This is a genomic window from Planococcus chinensis (assembly GCF_020071995.1).
Classification (GTDB): domain Bacteria; phylum Bacillota; class Bacilli; order Bacillales_A; family Planococcaceae; genus Planococcus; species Planococcus chinensis_A.
In genome coordinates this window covers 230,474-246,048 of record NZ_JABWTK010000005.1, presented here as the reverse complement: position 1 = coordinate 246,048, position 15,575 = coordinate 230,474, and the positions used below count along the sequence as shown (strand labels likewise).

15 protein-coding genes and 1 pseudogene are annotated in these 15,575 nt (G+C 49.4%); 8 read left to right on the top strand and 8 right to left on the bottom strand.

All coding sequences use genetic code 11. The features are described 5' to 3' along the window. Positions 1-26: 26 nt before the first annotated feature. The 4 genes and pseudogenes from HU147_RS10410 to HU147_RS10395 form a co-directional block, all read right to left on the bottom strand. Positions 27-743, bottom strand: coding sequence for a response regulator (locus HU147_RS10410; protein WP_224076158.1), 717 nt, complete (start codon positions 741-743; stop codon positions 27-29). Beyond that, positions 736-2,322 (bottom strand): annotated as a pseudogene (gene dcuS, locus HU147_RS10405) (DcuS/MalK family sensor histidine kinase); the annotation flags it as partial. The pseudogene dcuS and the gene HU147_RS10410, both read right to left, overlap by 8 nt. A gap of 272 nt (positions 2,323-2,594) precedes the next feature. Next, positions 2,595-3,035: a GNAT family N-acetyltransferase gene (locus HU147_RS10400; RefSeq protein WP_036802534.1), complete on the bottom strand. Its 441-nt coding sequence runs from the start codon at positions 3,033-3,035 to the stop codon at positions 2,595-2,597. Positions 3,036-3,061: 26 nt separating this feature from the next. Beyond that, positions 3,062-3,658 (bottom strand): TetR/AcrR family transcriptional regulator, encoded by a 597-nt coding sequence (locus HU147_RS10395; RefSeq protein ID WP_036802532.1) that lies wholly within the window; start codon positions 3,656-3,658, stop codon positions 3,062-3,064. A 156-nt stretch (positions 3,659-3,814) separates the two neighbouring features. On the opposite strand from HU147_RS10395, the gene HU147_RS10390 reads away from it, so the two are divergent. Further along, positions 3,815-4,597 carry an SDR family oxidoreductase gene (locus HU147_RS10390; protein WP_053167449.1) on the top strand — a complete coding sequence of 261 codons (783 nt, stop codon included), beginning with the start codon at positions 3,815-3,817 and terminating at the stop codon, positions 4,595-4,597. A 92-nt stretch (positions 4,598-4,689) separates the two neighbouring features. Here the strand turns inward: HU147_RS10390 and HU147_RS10385 are convergent, their stop codons facing one another. Then, positions 4,690-5,256: a TetR/AcrR family transcriptional regulator gene (locus tag HU147_RS10385; protein WP_220629127.1), complete on the bottom strand. Its 567-nt coding sequence runs from the start codon at positions 5,254-5,256 to the stop codon at positions 4,690-4,692. 152 nt (positions 5,257-5,408) lie between these two features. On the opposite strand from HU147_RS10385, the gene HU147_RS10380 reads away from it, so the two are divergent. Then, entirely contained in the window at positions 5,409-6,341 is a 933-nt protein-coding gene (locus HU147_RS10380) for a DsbA family protein (protein ID WP_224076157.1), read from the top strand. 12 nt (positions 6,342-6,353) lie between these two features. Continuing rightward, the gene (locus HU147_RS10375; RefSeq protein WP_053167443.1) at positions 6,354-6,659 is read left to right on the top strand and encodes a monooxygenase; all 306 of its coding nucleotides are present in this window, start codon (positions 6,354-6,356) and stop codon (positions 6,657-6,659) included. Positions 6,660-6,745: 86 nt separating this feature from the next. On the opposite strand, the gene HU147_RS10370 is transcribed toward HU147_RS10375, so the two are convergent. Then, the gene (locus HU147_RS10370) at positions 6,746-7,741 is read right to left on the bottom strand and encodes an aldo/keto reductase (protein WP_224076156.1); all 996 of its coding nucleotides are present in this window, start codon (positions 7,739-7,741) and stop codon (positions 6,746-6,748) included. A gap of 232 nt (positions 7,742-7,973) precedes the next feature. Here HU147_RS10370 and aldA point away from each other — a divergent pair, with 232 nt between their 5' ends. From aldA to arr, 4 genes are all read left to right on the top strand, one after another. After that, on the top strand, positions 7,974-9,425 hold the full coding sequence (gene aldA / locus HU147_RS10365; protein ID WP_224076155.1) for an aldehyde dehydrogenase: 1,452 nt from the start codon (positions 7,974-7,976) through the stop codon (positions 9,423-9,425). Positions 9,426-9,577: 152 nt separating this feature from the next. Next, a complete protein-coding gene (locus HU147_RS10360) occupies positions 9,578-10,294 on the top strand; it encodes a 3-ketoacyl-ACP reductase (RefSeq protein WP_224076154.1) in 717 nt (238 codons plus the stop codon). Positions 10,295-10,475: 181 nt separating this feature from the next. Then, on the top strand, positions 10,476-11,351 hold the full coding sequence (locus HU147_RS10355; RefSeq protein ID WP_036802509.1) for a YitT family protein: 876 nt from the start codon (positions 10,476-10,478) through the stop codon (positions 11,349-11,351). Between the two features lie 224 nt (positions 11,352-11,575). After that, a complete protein-coding gene (gene arr / locus HU147_RS10350; RefSeq protein ID WP_224076153.1) occupies positions 11,576-11,992 on the top strand; it encodes an NAD(+)--rifampin ADP-ribosyltransferase in 417 nt (138 codons plus the stop codon). Positions 11,993-12,091: 99 nt separating this feature from the next. Here the strand turns inward: arr and HU147_RS10345 are convergent, their stop codons facing one another. Then, positions 12,092-13,114 (bottom strand): NAD(P)-dependent alcohol dehydrogenase, encoded by a 1,023-nt coding sequence (locus tag HU147_RS10345; protein ID WP_224076152.1) that lies wholly within the window; start codon positions 13,112-13,114, stop codon positions 12,092-12,094. Positions 13,115-13,152: 38 nt separating this feature from the next. Next, positions 13,153-13,539, bottom strand: coding sequence for a YciI family protein (locus HU147_RS10340; RefSeq protein ID WP_224076151.1), 387 nt, complete (start codon positions 13,537-13,539; stop codon positions 13,153-13,155). Positions 13,540-13,711: 172 nt separating this feature from the next. On the opposite strand from HU147_RS10340, the gene HU147_RS10335 reads away from it, so the two are divergent. Next, on the top strand, positions 13,712-15,376 hold the full coding sequence (locus HU147_RS10335) for a DUF2207 domain-containing protein (RefSeq protein WP_224076150.1): 1,665 nt from the start codon (positions 13,712-13,714) through the stop codon (positions 15,374-15,376). Positions 15,377-15,575 lie beyond the last annotated feature (199 nt).

Below are 15,575 nucleotides of genomic sequence, written 5' to 3'. Positions count from 1 at the left end.
AAAAAAGCAGCCGCAATGGCTGCTTTTCATAAATAGGAATCAAGTTGTTGTGAGCCTTCCTTATTGAGGCGATATTGATAAATGGGTCTGCCAACTCCGTAAATCAAGTCTTCTTCTAAATAATCAATTTCAGATAAAAACTTCAAATATTTCCGCACGGACACCCTGGAGATATTGACTGCTTTCGCAAGTTCGTCCGTTGAAAAAGTCTTCATCTCATTTAACCGGATCACTTCATTGATGGTATGGAGTGTGTTTTTTGTCAGCCCTTTTGGCAAAGCCGGCAAATTTGCCGGCACCGCTCCAACCGTATTCTTTCTATGAAGCAAATGATCGAGTTCCTGTTGGGTAATCTGTTTTTTATCACGAAGCTTATAATAATTGGTTTGATACTGCGTCAACGCTTCTTGAAAGCGGCTGAATTCAAACGGTTTTATCAAATAATCAACTGCCCCCAGCCTCAAAGCCCGCTGGATTTGTGTGATTTCAGAAGCCGCCGTTATCAAAATCACGTCGAGTTCCTGCTTCTGCCCACGCATCCATCTTAGAAAATCGATTCCGTTCAGTCCCGGCATATGTATATCGAGTAAAACCAAATCGATTTCTTTAGTTGCCAGCAGGTCTATCGCTTGATTGGCACTCGCTGCCATACCACTGATGTGGAAACCATTCACCTGCTCCACGTATTGACGGTTCAACTGGGCTACCATCGGATCGTCTTCCACAATCATTACTTTAATCATCGCTGCCACCTCCTGCTTCGTAAGGAATAATGATTACAAACGTCGTCCCTTTATCTAATTCAGAAAAGACTTCAATAGACCCTTCAAACTTCTCTACACTATTTTTCACCAAGTAAAGCCCGTATCCCCGGCGTTCTCCTTCTTTAGATGAAACACCTTTTGTAAAAATGGCTTCCTGCATCTCTTCCGGAATGCCGGTCCCCATATCTGCTACCGTCATCGTCAGCAATTCATCAATATACGAGAACGTTACACGGATGTTTTTTTGCGCTTTGCCCATGACATTTTCAATGGCGTTATCAATTATATTTCCGGCAATCGTAATCAGTTCATGTGTCACAGCTGAATCTGCCGGCTGTGGGATTTCGGTTTCACAGCTGACCGCTAAATCGACGTGGGCTTCTCTTGCATAGCTGATTTTCCCGATGATAAAGCCCGCAAAGACCGGATCCATGACATGGCGCGTAATACTTCCGACTTCATGCACTTGGTGATCGGCCAACTTCGCGATAAAGTTTTCGACCTGATTGTATTCCTTCAATTTGATCATGCCAAGCAGCACGTGGAGCTGGTTCATAAACTCATGGGATTGTGCCCGCAAAGTTTCTGCATACATCTCTACACCGGTCAGTTCTTCCGCCAGCTGATTCATTTCTGTCTTGTCCCGGAATGTTGCAATTGCTCCGATCACTTCGTCATTCACAACGAGCGGCACGCGGTTTGAAATGATGGAAACTCCATTGAGATTCTGCTCCTCATCCAAAACCGGTTTTCCTTTATCTAATATGTGGTCCAGCATAAACCCTGGCAAAACTTCATTGATAGCCATGCCAGTCGGCTCTTTTTCCAAAAGACCCGCTTTTTGCAAAATTCGCCTGGCTGATTTATTGACCAGTACGACTTTGGAATCCTTATCAATGGCGATAATCCCTTCATGGGCAGAATGCAGCATCTGATTCCGTTCCTCATGGATGCGGGCAATCGCATACGGTTCTAACCCGAACAAACTCCTCTTGATGTAACGTGCCAGCCAGAAAGCCCCAATGGTCCCAAACAGCAGGCCAATACTTGAACCGATGAGAATTTGCCATTGATTTTGCTGGATTGACGCTTCCACTTCCTCCAGCGAAATTCCTACCGCTACCGCACCAATCTGATTTTGCTGGCCATCAAAAATTGGGGTGAACGACCGGATGGATTCTCCGAGCGTCCCTTCCGATCTAGAGGTATACTCCTCGCCTTGGAGCACCCGCTTTTCATCGCCGCCGACAAAAGGATTTCCGATCCTTTCGGAATTCGGATGCGATTTCCGTATGCCTTCCATGTTCATCACAACAACAAAGAGAACATCTGTAGCTTGCTGGATGTTCAGCGTATACTCCTGGATTCTTTCTTCCATTGCTTCATTCTGCAATCCGTTTTGGACTACTTGCGAATGAGCTACCACCCTTGAAACGTTGACCGCTTTTCCTTCTAACTGTTCCTCTATATTATCGCTTGTGGCATTTGAAACCAGAAGACTCGTCACCAGCAAAGACACTAACACAACCAAACAGACAAAAAATATAATAATGGTGCTTAATTTAAAACGCGAAGAAACCGTAACTGCTCACCTCGTTCTGCATTTGCAGTGCTATCTTTTAAAAGGATGTTCTTACTATAATCTAAAACGGCCGTTTAGGAAAACGAGGATTTCACTCGCAGAAGACCCTTATTCATTTTACTACCGATTGAAAACAAGAAAAAGCAGCGGCCGGTTTTAAGGCTGCTGCTTTGAAAGACACAAAAACCACACCCGCTCATGTAACAATAGCGGGTGCGGTTTCTTCTGAATCATGAACTTCTTGCTATTTAATTGACGCCTCTGCTTAAAAACACAAGACGCTCGACTTCCGTAAACCCATTTTTCTTGTAAAATACTTCAGCCGGTATCCCCCGGTCGGTGAGCAGCGAAAGATGGGTGATTGAACGCGCCTCCAGTTCTTCCAGCAGCCGGTCCATCAGGGCCTTGCCGATTCCTTTGTTCTGCAAATTGCTATTTACACACATTTCATGGACAAAGAATTCATCGCCGCTCCACCAGACGCGGTGGACGCCGAAAAGAAAACCGATTACCTCTTCGCCTTCTTGAGCCACTAACCCTAGAAAGCCAGGCGTATGGTAAAAATCAAGAAGATACTGTTTTGCTTTTTCCGGTTCCCACTCGTCGTTCCAAGGCTCTCTATTGAAGACTTCGATAAACACATCCGTGCACCGTAACAGGTCGCTTTCTTCGACATAGTTGATTTCCATAAACAAGCTCCTCTTTTAGGAATTCTTTACTCCACCCGAAACCCGACAGCAATCGCCTGCAAAATCCCGATCAGTTCTCTCGACACTTCTCTTGGCGACTTCTGGTAGCCGTTTTTCGCCCAGTCCAAGATGAGTCCAGCCGTGCCATGGGCCATGTACAGCTTAAACGCCGGGGAATTGATGTCATGGTCGCCTACAGGAGTAAAAGTGAACTGCTCATCAAACAGTTCAAAAATCGCGCGAGGCAAATCCTGGTACAAGCCCGGGATGGTGTCCTCTTTCAAATAAAGATTGAAGAAAGAGCGATTGTCATAGATGAACGTCACCAGCGCGAACGAATCCTCGTTCATGGACTCGGTGGCCACTTCTTTTCCGGGAATGTAGCGGTCTTTGCTGGTCTGTTTGATTTGCCGGAACATCTCACTTCTCAATTCTTCTGTAATGTCCGGTTTATCCAAATAGTAGAGGTAAAACGTCGCCCGGTTATACTGGGCACGCTGCACAATATCCGTCACCGATACATGGTTGAATCCTTTTTCATTGATCAGTTCGGTGAACGCCTGTTTGAAATGATGCTTTGTCCGTTCCACCTGCGGTGATAGGTTTTCTTTCTTATCTGCCATATATTTTTTCCTCCAGAATCGACACTTCACGCCAAACTGTCGAATTACTCAACATTTTCGATTTTTTTACTGATTGAACCCTTTTCTGCAAAGGCTTACACTGAGTGTGAAACATAAATCCAGTTTAGCATACCCATAAAAAAGGAGAGATATTGCATGATTAATTACACAGACAAAGTGGTTGTCATCACAGGAGGCGGCTCCGGACTCGGACGCGCCGCTGCCCTTTCCATCGCCAAACAAGGCGGCAAACTTGTGCTCGTCGACATGAGCACGAAAGGCCTGGAAGAAAGCCGGAACGAAATTTTGGCGGCAGCTCCGGAAGCTCAAGTGGAAATCGTTGAAGCGAACGTAACCAATGAAGAAGAAGTGAAAAACTACGTTCAATTCACGATGGACAAGTTTGGCAAGATCGACGGCTTCTTCAACAACGCGGGCATCGAAGGCAAACAGAACCTGACGGAAGACTATGCTTCGGATGAGTTTGAAAAAGTGGTCAGCGTCAACTTGAACGGCGTCTTCTACGGCATGCGGCACGTATTGAAAGTGATGAAAGAACAAGGCTACGGCTCGATCGTCAACACTGCATCGGTCGGCGGCATCCGCGGCGTCGGCAACCAGTCCGGCTACGCAGCAAGCAAACACGGCGTTGTCGGCTTAACCCGCAACTCAGGCATCGAATACGGCCAGTTCGGCGTCAGCATCAACGCCATCGCACCCGGCGCCATCATGACGCCAATGGTTGAAGGTTCGTTGAAACAAATGGCAGGCGACGATTGGGAAGCAGCCGGCAAAGAATTTGTCAGTGTCAACCCTATGAAGCGCTTCGGCAAGCCGGAAGAAGTCGGCAACCTGGTGGCATTCCTGCTATCGGACGCAGCGAAGTTCATCAACGCTTCTGTTATTCCGATTGACGGCGGCCAGTCTTACAAATACTAAAAACACCAAAGGCACACTCATTTTCACTTGAGTGTGCCTTCTTTTATGCGCTTTATTCAACGGAATGCTGTTCTGCCGCTTTTTGCGGGACGCTATTTCTGCAGATCAAATTGAAGGCCGTGCAGCAGAAACGGCGTCGCCGTTTTGAGGAATTCCTCTGGCGCCACTGTTCCGTTCCGCTTCCATTCAAGCGATGCGCCGTAAAGCCCCCAGCTCAGCATGACCGCCGTGGTTTTGAGCGTCTCTTCTTTTTCCGGTCCGTATTGCGCTTTCAGCATTTTATTGAAAACCACTTCGAGCTGGTCCCGGATGATTTGGGCAATCGTATCTTCGTAGCCCCGGTGGCAGCGGTTAGACAGCGACTGCTGAAAATCGGTGACAGCTTTGAACAAGTGGTTGAACACGTCTTCGTCCAATTTCTTGTGTTCGTATTCCGCTGAATTCAAATTGATCAGCAGCACTTCCGACAAGGCTTTTTCCAGCAAATCGTAGATGTCTTCAAAATGATAATAGAACGTTGCCCGGTTGATCATGGCTTCCGTTGTGATGTCTTTGACCGTGATGTCCCGAAACTCCTTGCTTTCCGACAGCTTGATGAACGAATCCATGATCAGCTTCCGGGTGCGGACAACCCGGGGATCCGTTTTCACTTGCACCATGTTCGCCACTCCTTTTCCGACAATATCTCCGGAGTGTCGGATAAGCGACACATCCCGGAAACTATTGGTGTTGTTGCTTTTCATTATGGCTTAGAATTTGGGTGTAAAGCAAACAAGCTAGCTTATAAATCCACAGAAAAGAGGAAAACGACATGACAAACAAACCGAATTTTGTATGCGACCTGGAAACAGGCGTTTGCGGTCCCGCTGACGAAGAGGAAATGGGGCTGATTGATTTCAGCCAGCCGAAAAAGACAATTACGCTTTATTACGTGACAGACCCGATCTGTTCGCATTGCTGGGCCATCGAACCGGTGCTCCGCCGCTTCACGGAACAGTACGGCCACTATTTCAAGTTCCAGACCGTGATGGGCGGCTTGCTGGAAAAATGGCATGACGGCCCGATCGACCCGGCGAACGGCATCTACAAACCCGCAGACGTGGCACCGCACTGGCGCGAAGTCGGCGAACATTCCCGGATGCCGATTGACGGATCTCTGATGGTCGACAATCCGGTCCAGTCGTCTTATCCCCCGTCCCGTGTCTTTAAAGTGATCCAGGAACAATTTACAGACGCCAAAGCGAATGAATACCTGCGCCGTGCGAGAGAAGCCCTGTTCGCATTCAACCGGAACATCTCAGAAGATGCGGTCCTGATCGAAATCGTCAATGGCATGGGGCTCGATGGCCAGGCAATCATCCAACGGGCACATGAACCCGCCGGCCACCAGCTGCTGTCGGAAGACTTCAGCTTGGCAAGAAGTTTAGGTGCCAGAGGGTTTCCGACGATCATCCTGGTCAACGAAGACAACAAAGGCGTCAAACTGGTCGGCGGCCGGCCGTACGACGCGTATGTCGACGGCTTGCAGAAAGTCCTGGGCGAGGAAAAGCTGCACGCCAAGCAGCCGAAGGCGTTATCCGCTTTGCTGAAACAAGAAGGGCTGCTTTTCGCCAAAGAAATTGAAGTGATGTATGAAGTTGACCCAAGTGCTCTCCCGGCTTTTATTGCAAAAGAATTGCCATCGGGACAATTTGAACAAAAAGAAATTCTCGGGGAGTTTTATTTCACCCCGATTACAAAATAAGGAGGAAACAACATGGCATACCTGCTGCAAGTAGACTTCCAAATGGACGGCCCTTTTGGAGAAGAAATGGCGGAAGCATTCGCCGAACTCGCAAAAAGCATCACCGAAGAACCCGGATTCAAATGGAAAATCTGGACAGAAAACCCCGAAGCCGGTGAAGCCGGCGGCATCTACCTGTTTGAAACGAAAGAAAACGCTGAAACGTACATCGACATGCACGCGAAGCGGCTTGGCGGATTTGGCATCAACACAGTCAACGCCAAAATCTTTGCGATCAATTCGGCGTTGACAGACATCACAAAAGGTCCGATAAGCTGAGCGGTCTCAATCCCCTAGATGTGAAAATGAAATCATGCAAAAAGGTTCCGGCCATCAAACCGGAACCTTTTTGTTATACTCTTGAATTATTTCCGACTCCCCGGCAATGCGGCTTTCGCAGAAACGAGCTCCTTCTCGACCAGCTCTTCCCAGAACGCAGCCGGAATTTTCGCTTCCAGTGCCTGCAGGTCTTCCTTGATGCGGTCCGGCCGAGTCGATCCGGTCACGACCGCTTTGACTGCCGGATGCGCAGTCGAAAATTGCAGCGCGGCATCTTTCAAATTCACGCCGTGGTTTTTCGCCACGTCGTGAAAACGGGCGACGCGTTCTTTAATCTCCGGTGTGATTTCCTTGTAGTCGAAATAGTCCCCGGCAAACAAGGCACCTGAGTTGAAGGCTCCACCGATGATGAGTCCGCCGTCATTTTTCTGCGCCAGCGGCATCATGCGCTCCAACGCCCGTTCGTGCTGAAGCAGCGTGTATTGAGTAGCAGACAAACTCAAATCCGGATGCGCTTCTTCCAGCTCCAGCGCCACTTCGATCGGTGTCGTTGTATTGACGCCAAGGCCCCATGCTTTAATGACCCCTTCGTCACGGAGGCGGTCCAGCACGTTAAAAGCGCCTTTTCGGGCTTCGTCAAATTTCGTAATCCATTCATCGCCCAAGAAATCCGGCGAAAGGTCATGTACAAACACCATATCCAAGCGGTCGGTTTTCAAGCGCTTCAGGCTGTCTTCAATCGATTGAAGCGTGCCGCTTTCGGTATAATCCGTCCGAATTTTGTTCTTGCGGCCATATTCAAACAATCCTTCTTTTTCCTCTTCTTCATCCAGAATGATGCGGCCGACTTTCGAACTCAGCAAATAGTCGTCGCGCTTATAGGAAGATAAAATCTCCCCGAGCCGCATTTCGGCGAGGCCTGCCCCGTAAAACGGCGCCGTATCAAAATACCGGATGCCTTCGTTCCAGGCCGATTGGATTGTTTCCATCGCTTCGTCTTCCGGTACTTCTCTGAACATATTGCCAAGCGGCGCAGTCCCGAGACCGAGTTTATTTTTAATCGTTACATCATTTTTCATCATTGGACACCTCTTTTGGAAAGTTGTTTTTAAATAAAAACACATACAAGTATCTACCCGCTGTCAATTTGAATAAACGGCCATTAGCAAGTCGAAGAGTTGGATTAGTTACTGAAAATCAAAGATAAATACCTCTCTTTTCAGTTTTGTATAAGATGTTCGTCCTATTGTCCTTCGTTTAACAATCGAGGCAAAGGGAACACTTAGAGAAACACTAATTTTAGGAGGAAATACTTTGCAAAACCACCAACTGTATGTGAACGGCAAGTACATCGAGTCCACAGGAACGGAATGGATCGACATCCTCAACCCGGCAACCGAAGAAGTGATTTCCAGAATTCCGAAAGGAACAAAAGAAGACGTCGACAAGGCGGTAGAAGCTGCTGACCAGGCACAAAAGGCGTGGGAACTGACGCCGAATATCGAACGCGGAAAAATCGTCCGGAAGCTCGGCGATGAAATTGCAAAACGGCGCGATACGTTCATCGACTTATTGCAGGAAGAACAAGGGAAAGATTACGAACTGGCAAGCGGCGAAGTGGATCTGGCGATCGACTACTTCCATTATATGTCCGAATGGGCCAGAAGAATCGAAGGCGAAATCGTGCCGAGCGACCGGCCGAATGAAAATATCCTTATTTATAAAAAGCCGATTGGCGTAGTAGCCGGCATCATCCCGTGGAACTTCCCGGTCTTCATATTGGCGCGTAAAGTGGCGACGGCTTTGGTGACAGGCTGTACGATTGTCATCAAGCCGAGCCAGCAGACGCCGAACACGACGATGGAATTCACCAAAATCGTGGATGCGATGGAAGAGATTCCGGCAGGCGTCTATAACGTGGTGATGGGCACCGGTTCAGAAATCGGCAACGCCCTCGCCTCCCACAAAAAAGTGCAGCTGATCACGATGACCGGCAGCGTCCAGGCCGGGACGAAAGTGATGGAAGCGGCGGCGCAGAACATCACCAAAGTCAATCTGGAACTGGGCGGCAAGGCGCCGGCCATCGTGACGCAAAACGCCGATTTGGATCTGGCAGCTGAAGCCATTACTAAGTCAAGACTTGCAAACGGCGGACAGGCCTGCACGAATGCTGAACGCGTCTACGTCCATGAAAGCGTAGCGGAAGCATTGACGGAAAAACTGATCCGCGCATTCGAGTCGAAAAAACTCGGCAATCCTCGGAAAGATAAAGACGTGGAAGTCGGCCCGCTGATCAGCGAAGACCGTTTGGAGACCGTCGAGGAAATGGTGCAGGAAGCGGTAAAAGAAGGCGCTACTGTTGCGACGGGCGGCGAACGTCCGGATTTTGGTGGCGGCTTTTTCTACAAACCTACCATTCTGACAAATGTGAAACACGATTCTGCCATCATCCGGGATGAAATCTTCGGGCCGGTGCTGCCGGTTACGACATTCAAAACATTGGATGAAGCGATTGAAAAAGCGAACGACACTGTCTACGGCCTGTCTTCTTCTGTCTATACGAACGACTTGAACGAAGCAATGCGCGTCGTCAATGAAATGAAGTTCGGCGAAACGTACGTCAACCGCGAAAACTTCGAAGCCATCCAAGGCTATCATGCCGGCATGCGCCAATCAGGCCTTGGCGGAGCGGACGGCAAGCATGGCATGGAAGACTTCCTGGCGACGCAAGTCGTCTACATGCAGTATAAAAACGACAAACAATAAGCTGCAGGAACATCCGAAAGGCACTGCCCCGAAAGTCCGGAAACCCGGCTTTTGCGGGCAGTGCCTTTTTCCTGAGCACTTCACTAAGGTTTTTATGCGTCGATTTGCTACACTATTGAATGGAACAGATTAACGATAGAGGAGCGGTACATATGCAAAACCCAACAGGCAAGAACGCATTAATCACAGGAGCTGGGCGTGGCATCGGCCGGGCAACCGCACTTGCTTTCGCAGCAGAAGGCATCAACGTCGGCCTTGTCGGACGCACGGCAGCCAACTTGGAAAAGGTAGTAGCAGAACTTGAGCAATACGGTGTTAAAACGGTATTTGCCGTAGCGGACGTTGCAGACCCGGAAGCGGTCAATGCAGCCGTTGAGCACATCACAGCGGAACTCGGATCGATCGATATTTTGATCAACAATGCCGGCATCGGCAAATTCGGCAAGTTCCTGGAACTGTCGCCGGAAGAATTCAAAAGCATCATCGATACAAACTTGATGGGCGTCTACTACGTAACGCATGCCGTCTTGCCGCAAATGATCGAGCGCCAGTCAGGAGAAATCATCAATATTGCATCAACCGCCGGACAAAAAGGCGCACCGGTGACAAGCGCTTATAGCGCTTCGAAATTCGGCGTCATGGGGCTGACAGAATCGTTGATGCTGGAAGTCAGAAAACACAACATCCGCGTCACTGCCTTAACTCCGAGCACCGTAGCGACGGACTTGGCAATTGAAAGCAACTTGACTGACGGCAACCCGGACAATGTCCTTCAGCCGGAAGACTTGGCAGAAATGATGGTAGCGCAGTTGAAACTTCATCCGCGCGTGCTATTGAAATCAGCTGGCCTTTGGTCAACCAACCCGTAATAGTTTTTTTAGAACACCTCCGACAACTTCGGAGGTTTTTTTTTGTGCTTGAAAACTTGCTGCAGATCCATTCGACGTTCCATGTCGAGCTAACGCTAGGAAAACGGCCAAAAAAAGGGTATATTTAATAGTTAAGTGAAAAAAAGTTCCATCCCGAAACTACATAGAAGGAGAAAATAATATGAACCAAACCATTACAAAACGCAAGAAGAGCCGTGCCAAAATGCTGTTGAAGGCACTGCCTATTATCATCGGAGCGTTCATCACCGCATACGGACTTGAAGCCGTGCTGATTCCGAACAATGTATCGGACGGCGGCATCACGGGCCTCAGCATCGTCGGCTCGCAATTGTTTGAATTGCCTCTTGGCTTATTGATCGCCGTCTTAAACATCCCCTTCGTCTATTTGGGCTATAAGCAAATCGGACGAAGCTTTGCCATCTATTCGGTCATCGGCATCGCTTCCCTCGCCTATGCAACGACTGTCATGCACCACGTCCCAACCATTGTTGAAGGCGATACCTTACTCGTCACCGTCATCGGCGGGATCATCATCGGGGTCGGCATGGGGCTTGCCCTCCGGAACGGCGGAGCACTGGACGGCATCGATATGCTTGCTGTGCTGCTGTCGCGCAAGTTGCCGTTCGGAACGAGTGACATGATTCTGTTCTTGAACGTCTTCGTCTTTATTGTCGTTTCATTTGTCTTCGGCTTGAAAGGCGCGTTCCTTTCCGGCATCGCGTATTACATCGCATCCAAAGTGATTCACTTGGTCGAAGAAGGATTCAGCGGCTCCAAAACCTATAAAATCATTTCGAAAGAGCCGGAGCTGCTCGTGCAGACCATCTACGACCGCCTCGGCCGAAATGCTACGTACAGCCTTGTCAAAGGTGCCTACACGAACGACGAATACAGAGAAATCACCTGCATCATCAACCGTCTTGAAGACAGCAAGATGAAAGAAATCATCTACGAAATCGACAAGAACGCGTTCATCGCTGTGTACGACGTCGCCGAAGTCAGAGGCGGCAGCTTTACGAAGCGGGACATCCACTGATTTACAGAACAAAAAAGCGCCGAATTCTCTGTTTCAAGAGAATTCGGCGCTTTTGTCATTAAAAGTTTTTATGGCTTTCATTTCAGAATCATTGATAACGGACCTTGCGTTTAACGGGCTGCGTTCTCCCTATCTCCATTATACCCCATCTAAAAATCAATTTATAGACTACCTTTCAGTGAATTCGTGCCCTATACTGTAAGCATCAAAGGAGGCAGATCCATATGAATGAGAACAAAGAAGCCTTAGACCGCGGCCCTTTCTTCCACGGAACGAAAGCCCAGTTGGCGATTGGCGATTTGTTGGAGGCGCAAAACCAATCCAACTACCAAGACAAGAAATCCAATTACATCTATTTCACCGCCACCTTAGAAGCGGCCAAATGGGGCGCCGAACTCGCTGCCACTGATGCGAAAGAGAGAATCTATCTTGTCGAACCGCTGGGCGAATTCGAGAACGACCCGAACTTGACCGACAAACGCTTTCCCGGCAACCCGACCCGTTCGTACCGTTCGAAGTCGCCGCTGATGATCGTTGCGGAACTTGGGGCTTGGCAACGGCATACCGATGAAGAAATCAATCAAATGCTTTCTTCCCTAAAGGCTTTGCGGGAACAAGGAAAAGCGATTATCCTGGATTGAACTTCTAATGGGAGGTGGATATTTTTATTCATTTGACTACGCTGAAAACAATCCATTTAAAGAGCCGCCCTTTCTTTTCGAAACGGCGGTTCACCTTTTTCATTTATGCTTTTCTCTCCCACCTGTTAATTGCTTCATCTCCCGGAATTCCAATTGATTAGCAATCACCACATTGCCTTTCTTCGCCCCACTCTCTACATAGCGGTGTGCTTCGCGCAGCTGTTCCAGCGGAAATACTTGATCAACAACCGCCTTGAGCTTGCCTTCTGCCAACAGTTGGTTCAGCTCGCGCAAATCTTGGGAGTTGTAGCTAGCTGCCCCTGCTATGATTTTCCGGCCGCCTTTTTTCGTCGGCCATAGCCTCCGGAACATTTGGCTAAGGCTCGGATTGCCCATTAGGTAAATGCCTTTCGGTGTCAGTGCGTTGACGGTTTTGGTAACGGGGCTCTTTCCCGCGACATCAAAAATCACGTCATAGCTTTCGCCAGTTGCCGTAAAATCTTCCTGCCGGTAATCCAAGACATGGTCTGCACCAATGGATAAGAGCATATCCAATTTTTCCTTGCTGTCGATGGCCGTCACTTCAGCGCCTGCATGTTTGGCAAACTGAACAGCCACCGTGCCGATGCTGCCGCCGGCTCCGATGACCAGTACTTTTTGGCCCGCCTGGATTTTCGCTTTCCGGAGAAAAAACAAAGCGTTCATTCCGCCTGTCGGGATCGTGGCTGCTTCTTCAAAACCGATTGCTTCCGGTATCCGGGCGATTGCGGAGCTACCGGAAAGGCACAAATACTCGGCATACGCCCCGAGCTTCAAACCCGTCGCACCGTAGACACGGTCGCCTTTCTTGAAGGCTGTTCGCCCAGTTCCTACAGCTTCAACTTCCCCGGCAAATTCCTGTCCGAGTACGTTCACTCTCGGTTTCCGCAAGCCGAAAAACAGCCGCAGCGGAATCCACAGCAGCACCGGGAATTTAAAGCTCCGGATTTCGCAATCCCCCGCCGTGACGGTGGATGCGTGTACTTTGATCAGAATTTCACCCGCTTTTGGCACCGGCTTGTCGAGCTGCTGAAGCTTCAACACCTCCGGCGGCCCGTACCGGTTGCAAACGATGGCTCGCATATTCCCCCTCCTTTCCCAAGCGAAAACCTGATACAAACTTAATCAAACTGCGGTTCCGAACTCTCCACCGGCCCTTCGAACACCTGACGCAATTCGGCCATCCCTTCACCGTTGCCGATTGGATCCGGCAGCCGCATCGCCCATTCAATCGCCTCTTCTTTCGATGCCACGTCAATCAAAAAGAAACCCGAAACCAGCTCGTTGGGATTTGCAAACGGCCCTTCGGTTACCACCGGCTTTTCTCCAGGATTTGTATACGAAAGGCGAATTCCATTCGAACTGGGATGGAGCCCTTGTACCATCACCCGAACCCCCGCCTCCATCAATTCTTTGTTATACCGCGACATGGCTTCCATCAGCTCATTGCTTGGGAGCTTTCCTGCTTCTGATGTGGGTGATGCTTTGATTATCAGCATAAACAGCATGGCAATTCCTCCTTATAAAATTCGAGCCTTTTTCTTCTTAATAAAATTCAAGACGGGCTTGCTCAATCCCTTTTTCCTAATCCATTATTCATCCCTAAGAAGGAGCCTTAGCCTTCCCTCCGTGAAACTTTTCAAAGCACCATCCGTATGCTTATACAAGAGGTGATGGATCATGAAACGAAAAATCATTCCATATGTACTGGCGTTTATCTTAGTGGGACTGATCCCGGCGCAAGTGTATGCGATCGACTTTGACATTTCAGAAGTGCAGATTGATGCGCAATTGAATGCAGACGGCACCGCCGATGTCACGGAGCAATTCACGTACGAATTCGACGACGACTTTAACGGCATTACCCGCAGCCTAATCGAGAAAAAAGGAACGGCGATCGATAATTTCTCAGCTGCCGAAAACGGCAAGCCCTTGAAAGTGGAAATCGAAGACGGCGTTTACCAGATCCACCGCGAAGGTGAAGACGGCGAAACAATCCAGATCGAACTGACTTACGAGATCTCAAACGCAGTGGAGAAGTTCGAAGACGGGGCGCAGTTTTATTGGGCATTCTTTGACGAAAGCAACGAAAGCGAATACGGCGACTTGACGATTGCCGTCACTCCGCCCGCTCCCGCTGAAAATACAGAAGCTCTCGGCTACGAAGAAGCGTACGGCACAGAACGCGTTGCAGACGACGGCACCGCACTGTTCGAATTGGGCTACGTGCCGGAAGGTGAAAATGCCAACGTCCGAGCCATTTTTGAACCAGAATTGTTTCCGGATGCCGAGACACTAGCCGGGACAGTCCGGGACGATATCGCGAAGGACCGCGAGAACCTGGAAAACGAAGCGGCGGCTTTTGCCAAGAACCAGCAAATCGCACGCAATGTCGGAATTCCAGCCATTGCGATTGGCGGAATCTTGCTGCTGATTGGAACGCTCGCTTTGTGGTTCCGCGCATACAAACGGAAACGGCAAATACGCAATTACCCATACGAATTTTTCGTACCGAAAGAATCGATGAGCATTCCGGCCTTGCTTTCCTTTACAAACTCGGTATTCCTGTCGCCGAACGCGATTTCGGCAGCAATCCTGGAGCTTATGCGTAAAGGCAATATCCGGCAGCTCACGGAAGACCATTTCGAGCTGGTCCACCGGAAAACCGGCCATGACCATGAAGCTGTACTGATCGAGCTTTTATTCGATCAGATTGGCGACGGCCGGGAATTCAAGCTCAGCCAAGTGGAACAATTCACGAAAAACGAAGACAACCATGCAGCCTATAATGAAGCCATTGCGGAATGGAATAAAGGCGTTGCCCAGGAAGTGAAAGCGAAAGGCTTTCACGAGAAGCATCCGGTGCTACGCTGGACGGCCGGCATCCTGAGCGCCGCGTTCATCGGCCTTGCCATCTACACCGGCATCTACGAGCTGTTCCCTTGGATGGCCGCTGCTATCGTGCTTGCGATGGCGGCGTTCGGCATTGCCATCAGCTATGCGCCCATTACATTTGAGGGGCATGAAATCCGCCGCAACTGGCGCAAAATGAAAGAGGCCATGCAAAACTTGCCTGCCAACCAGTGGGATCGGTTGAAGCCGGACGAAAAACAGCGTGCCTATGCTTACCTGCTGGGCAGCGACCCGAAAACCGCGGAACGGAAAGCGGCGGCCTTCACTTCCGCTGAATCGGCCGCAGACGATTCCAGCTTTGTCATGAACCCGATATTTATGACTGCCATTTTCGTATCAGCCGGCTCAACTACCACAGCCAGCGCAAGCGGCGGATCGGCTGGTTCCGGTGCAGGAGTCGGCGGCGGTGGCGGAGGATCAGGTGCCTTCTGACCCGGTACGAAATTAACTCCAGATAAACAACACAAAGCCAACTTCGGGATGGATACCGAAGTTGGCTTTTCCTATGCTCTATTTTCCACTCCATTTGCTTGTTTCCATAAGCCGGTTTCACCCGGCCGTTTGTCGCCTGTTTAAAAGTCTATGCAACACTAATCAATATCGGTTTCCCATAAACTTATTTTTGAGATTC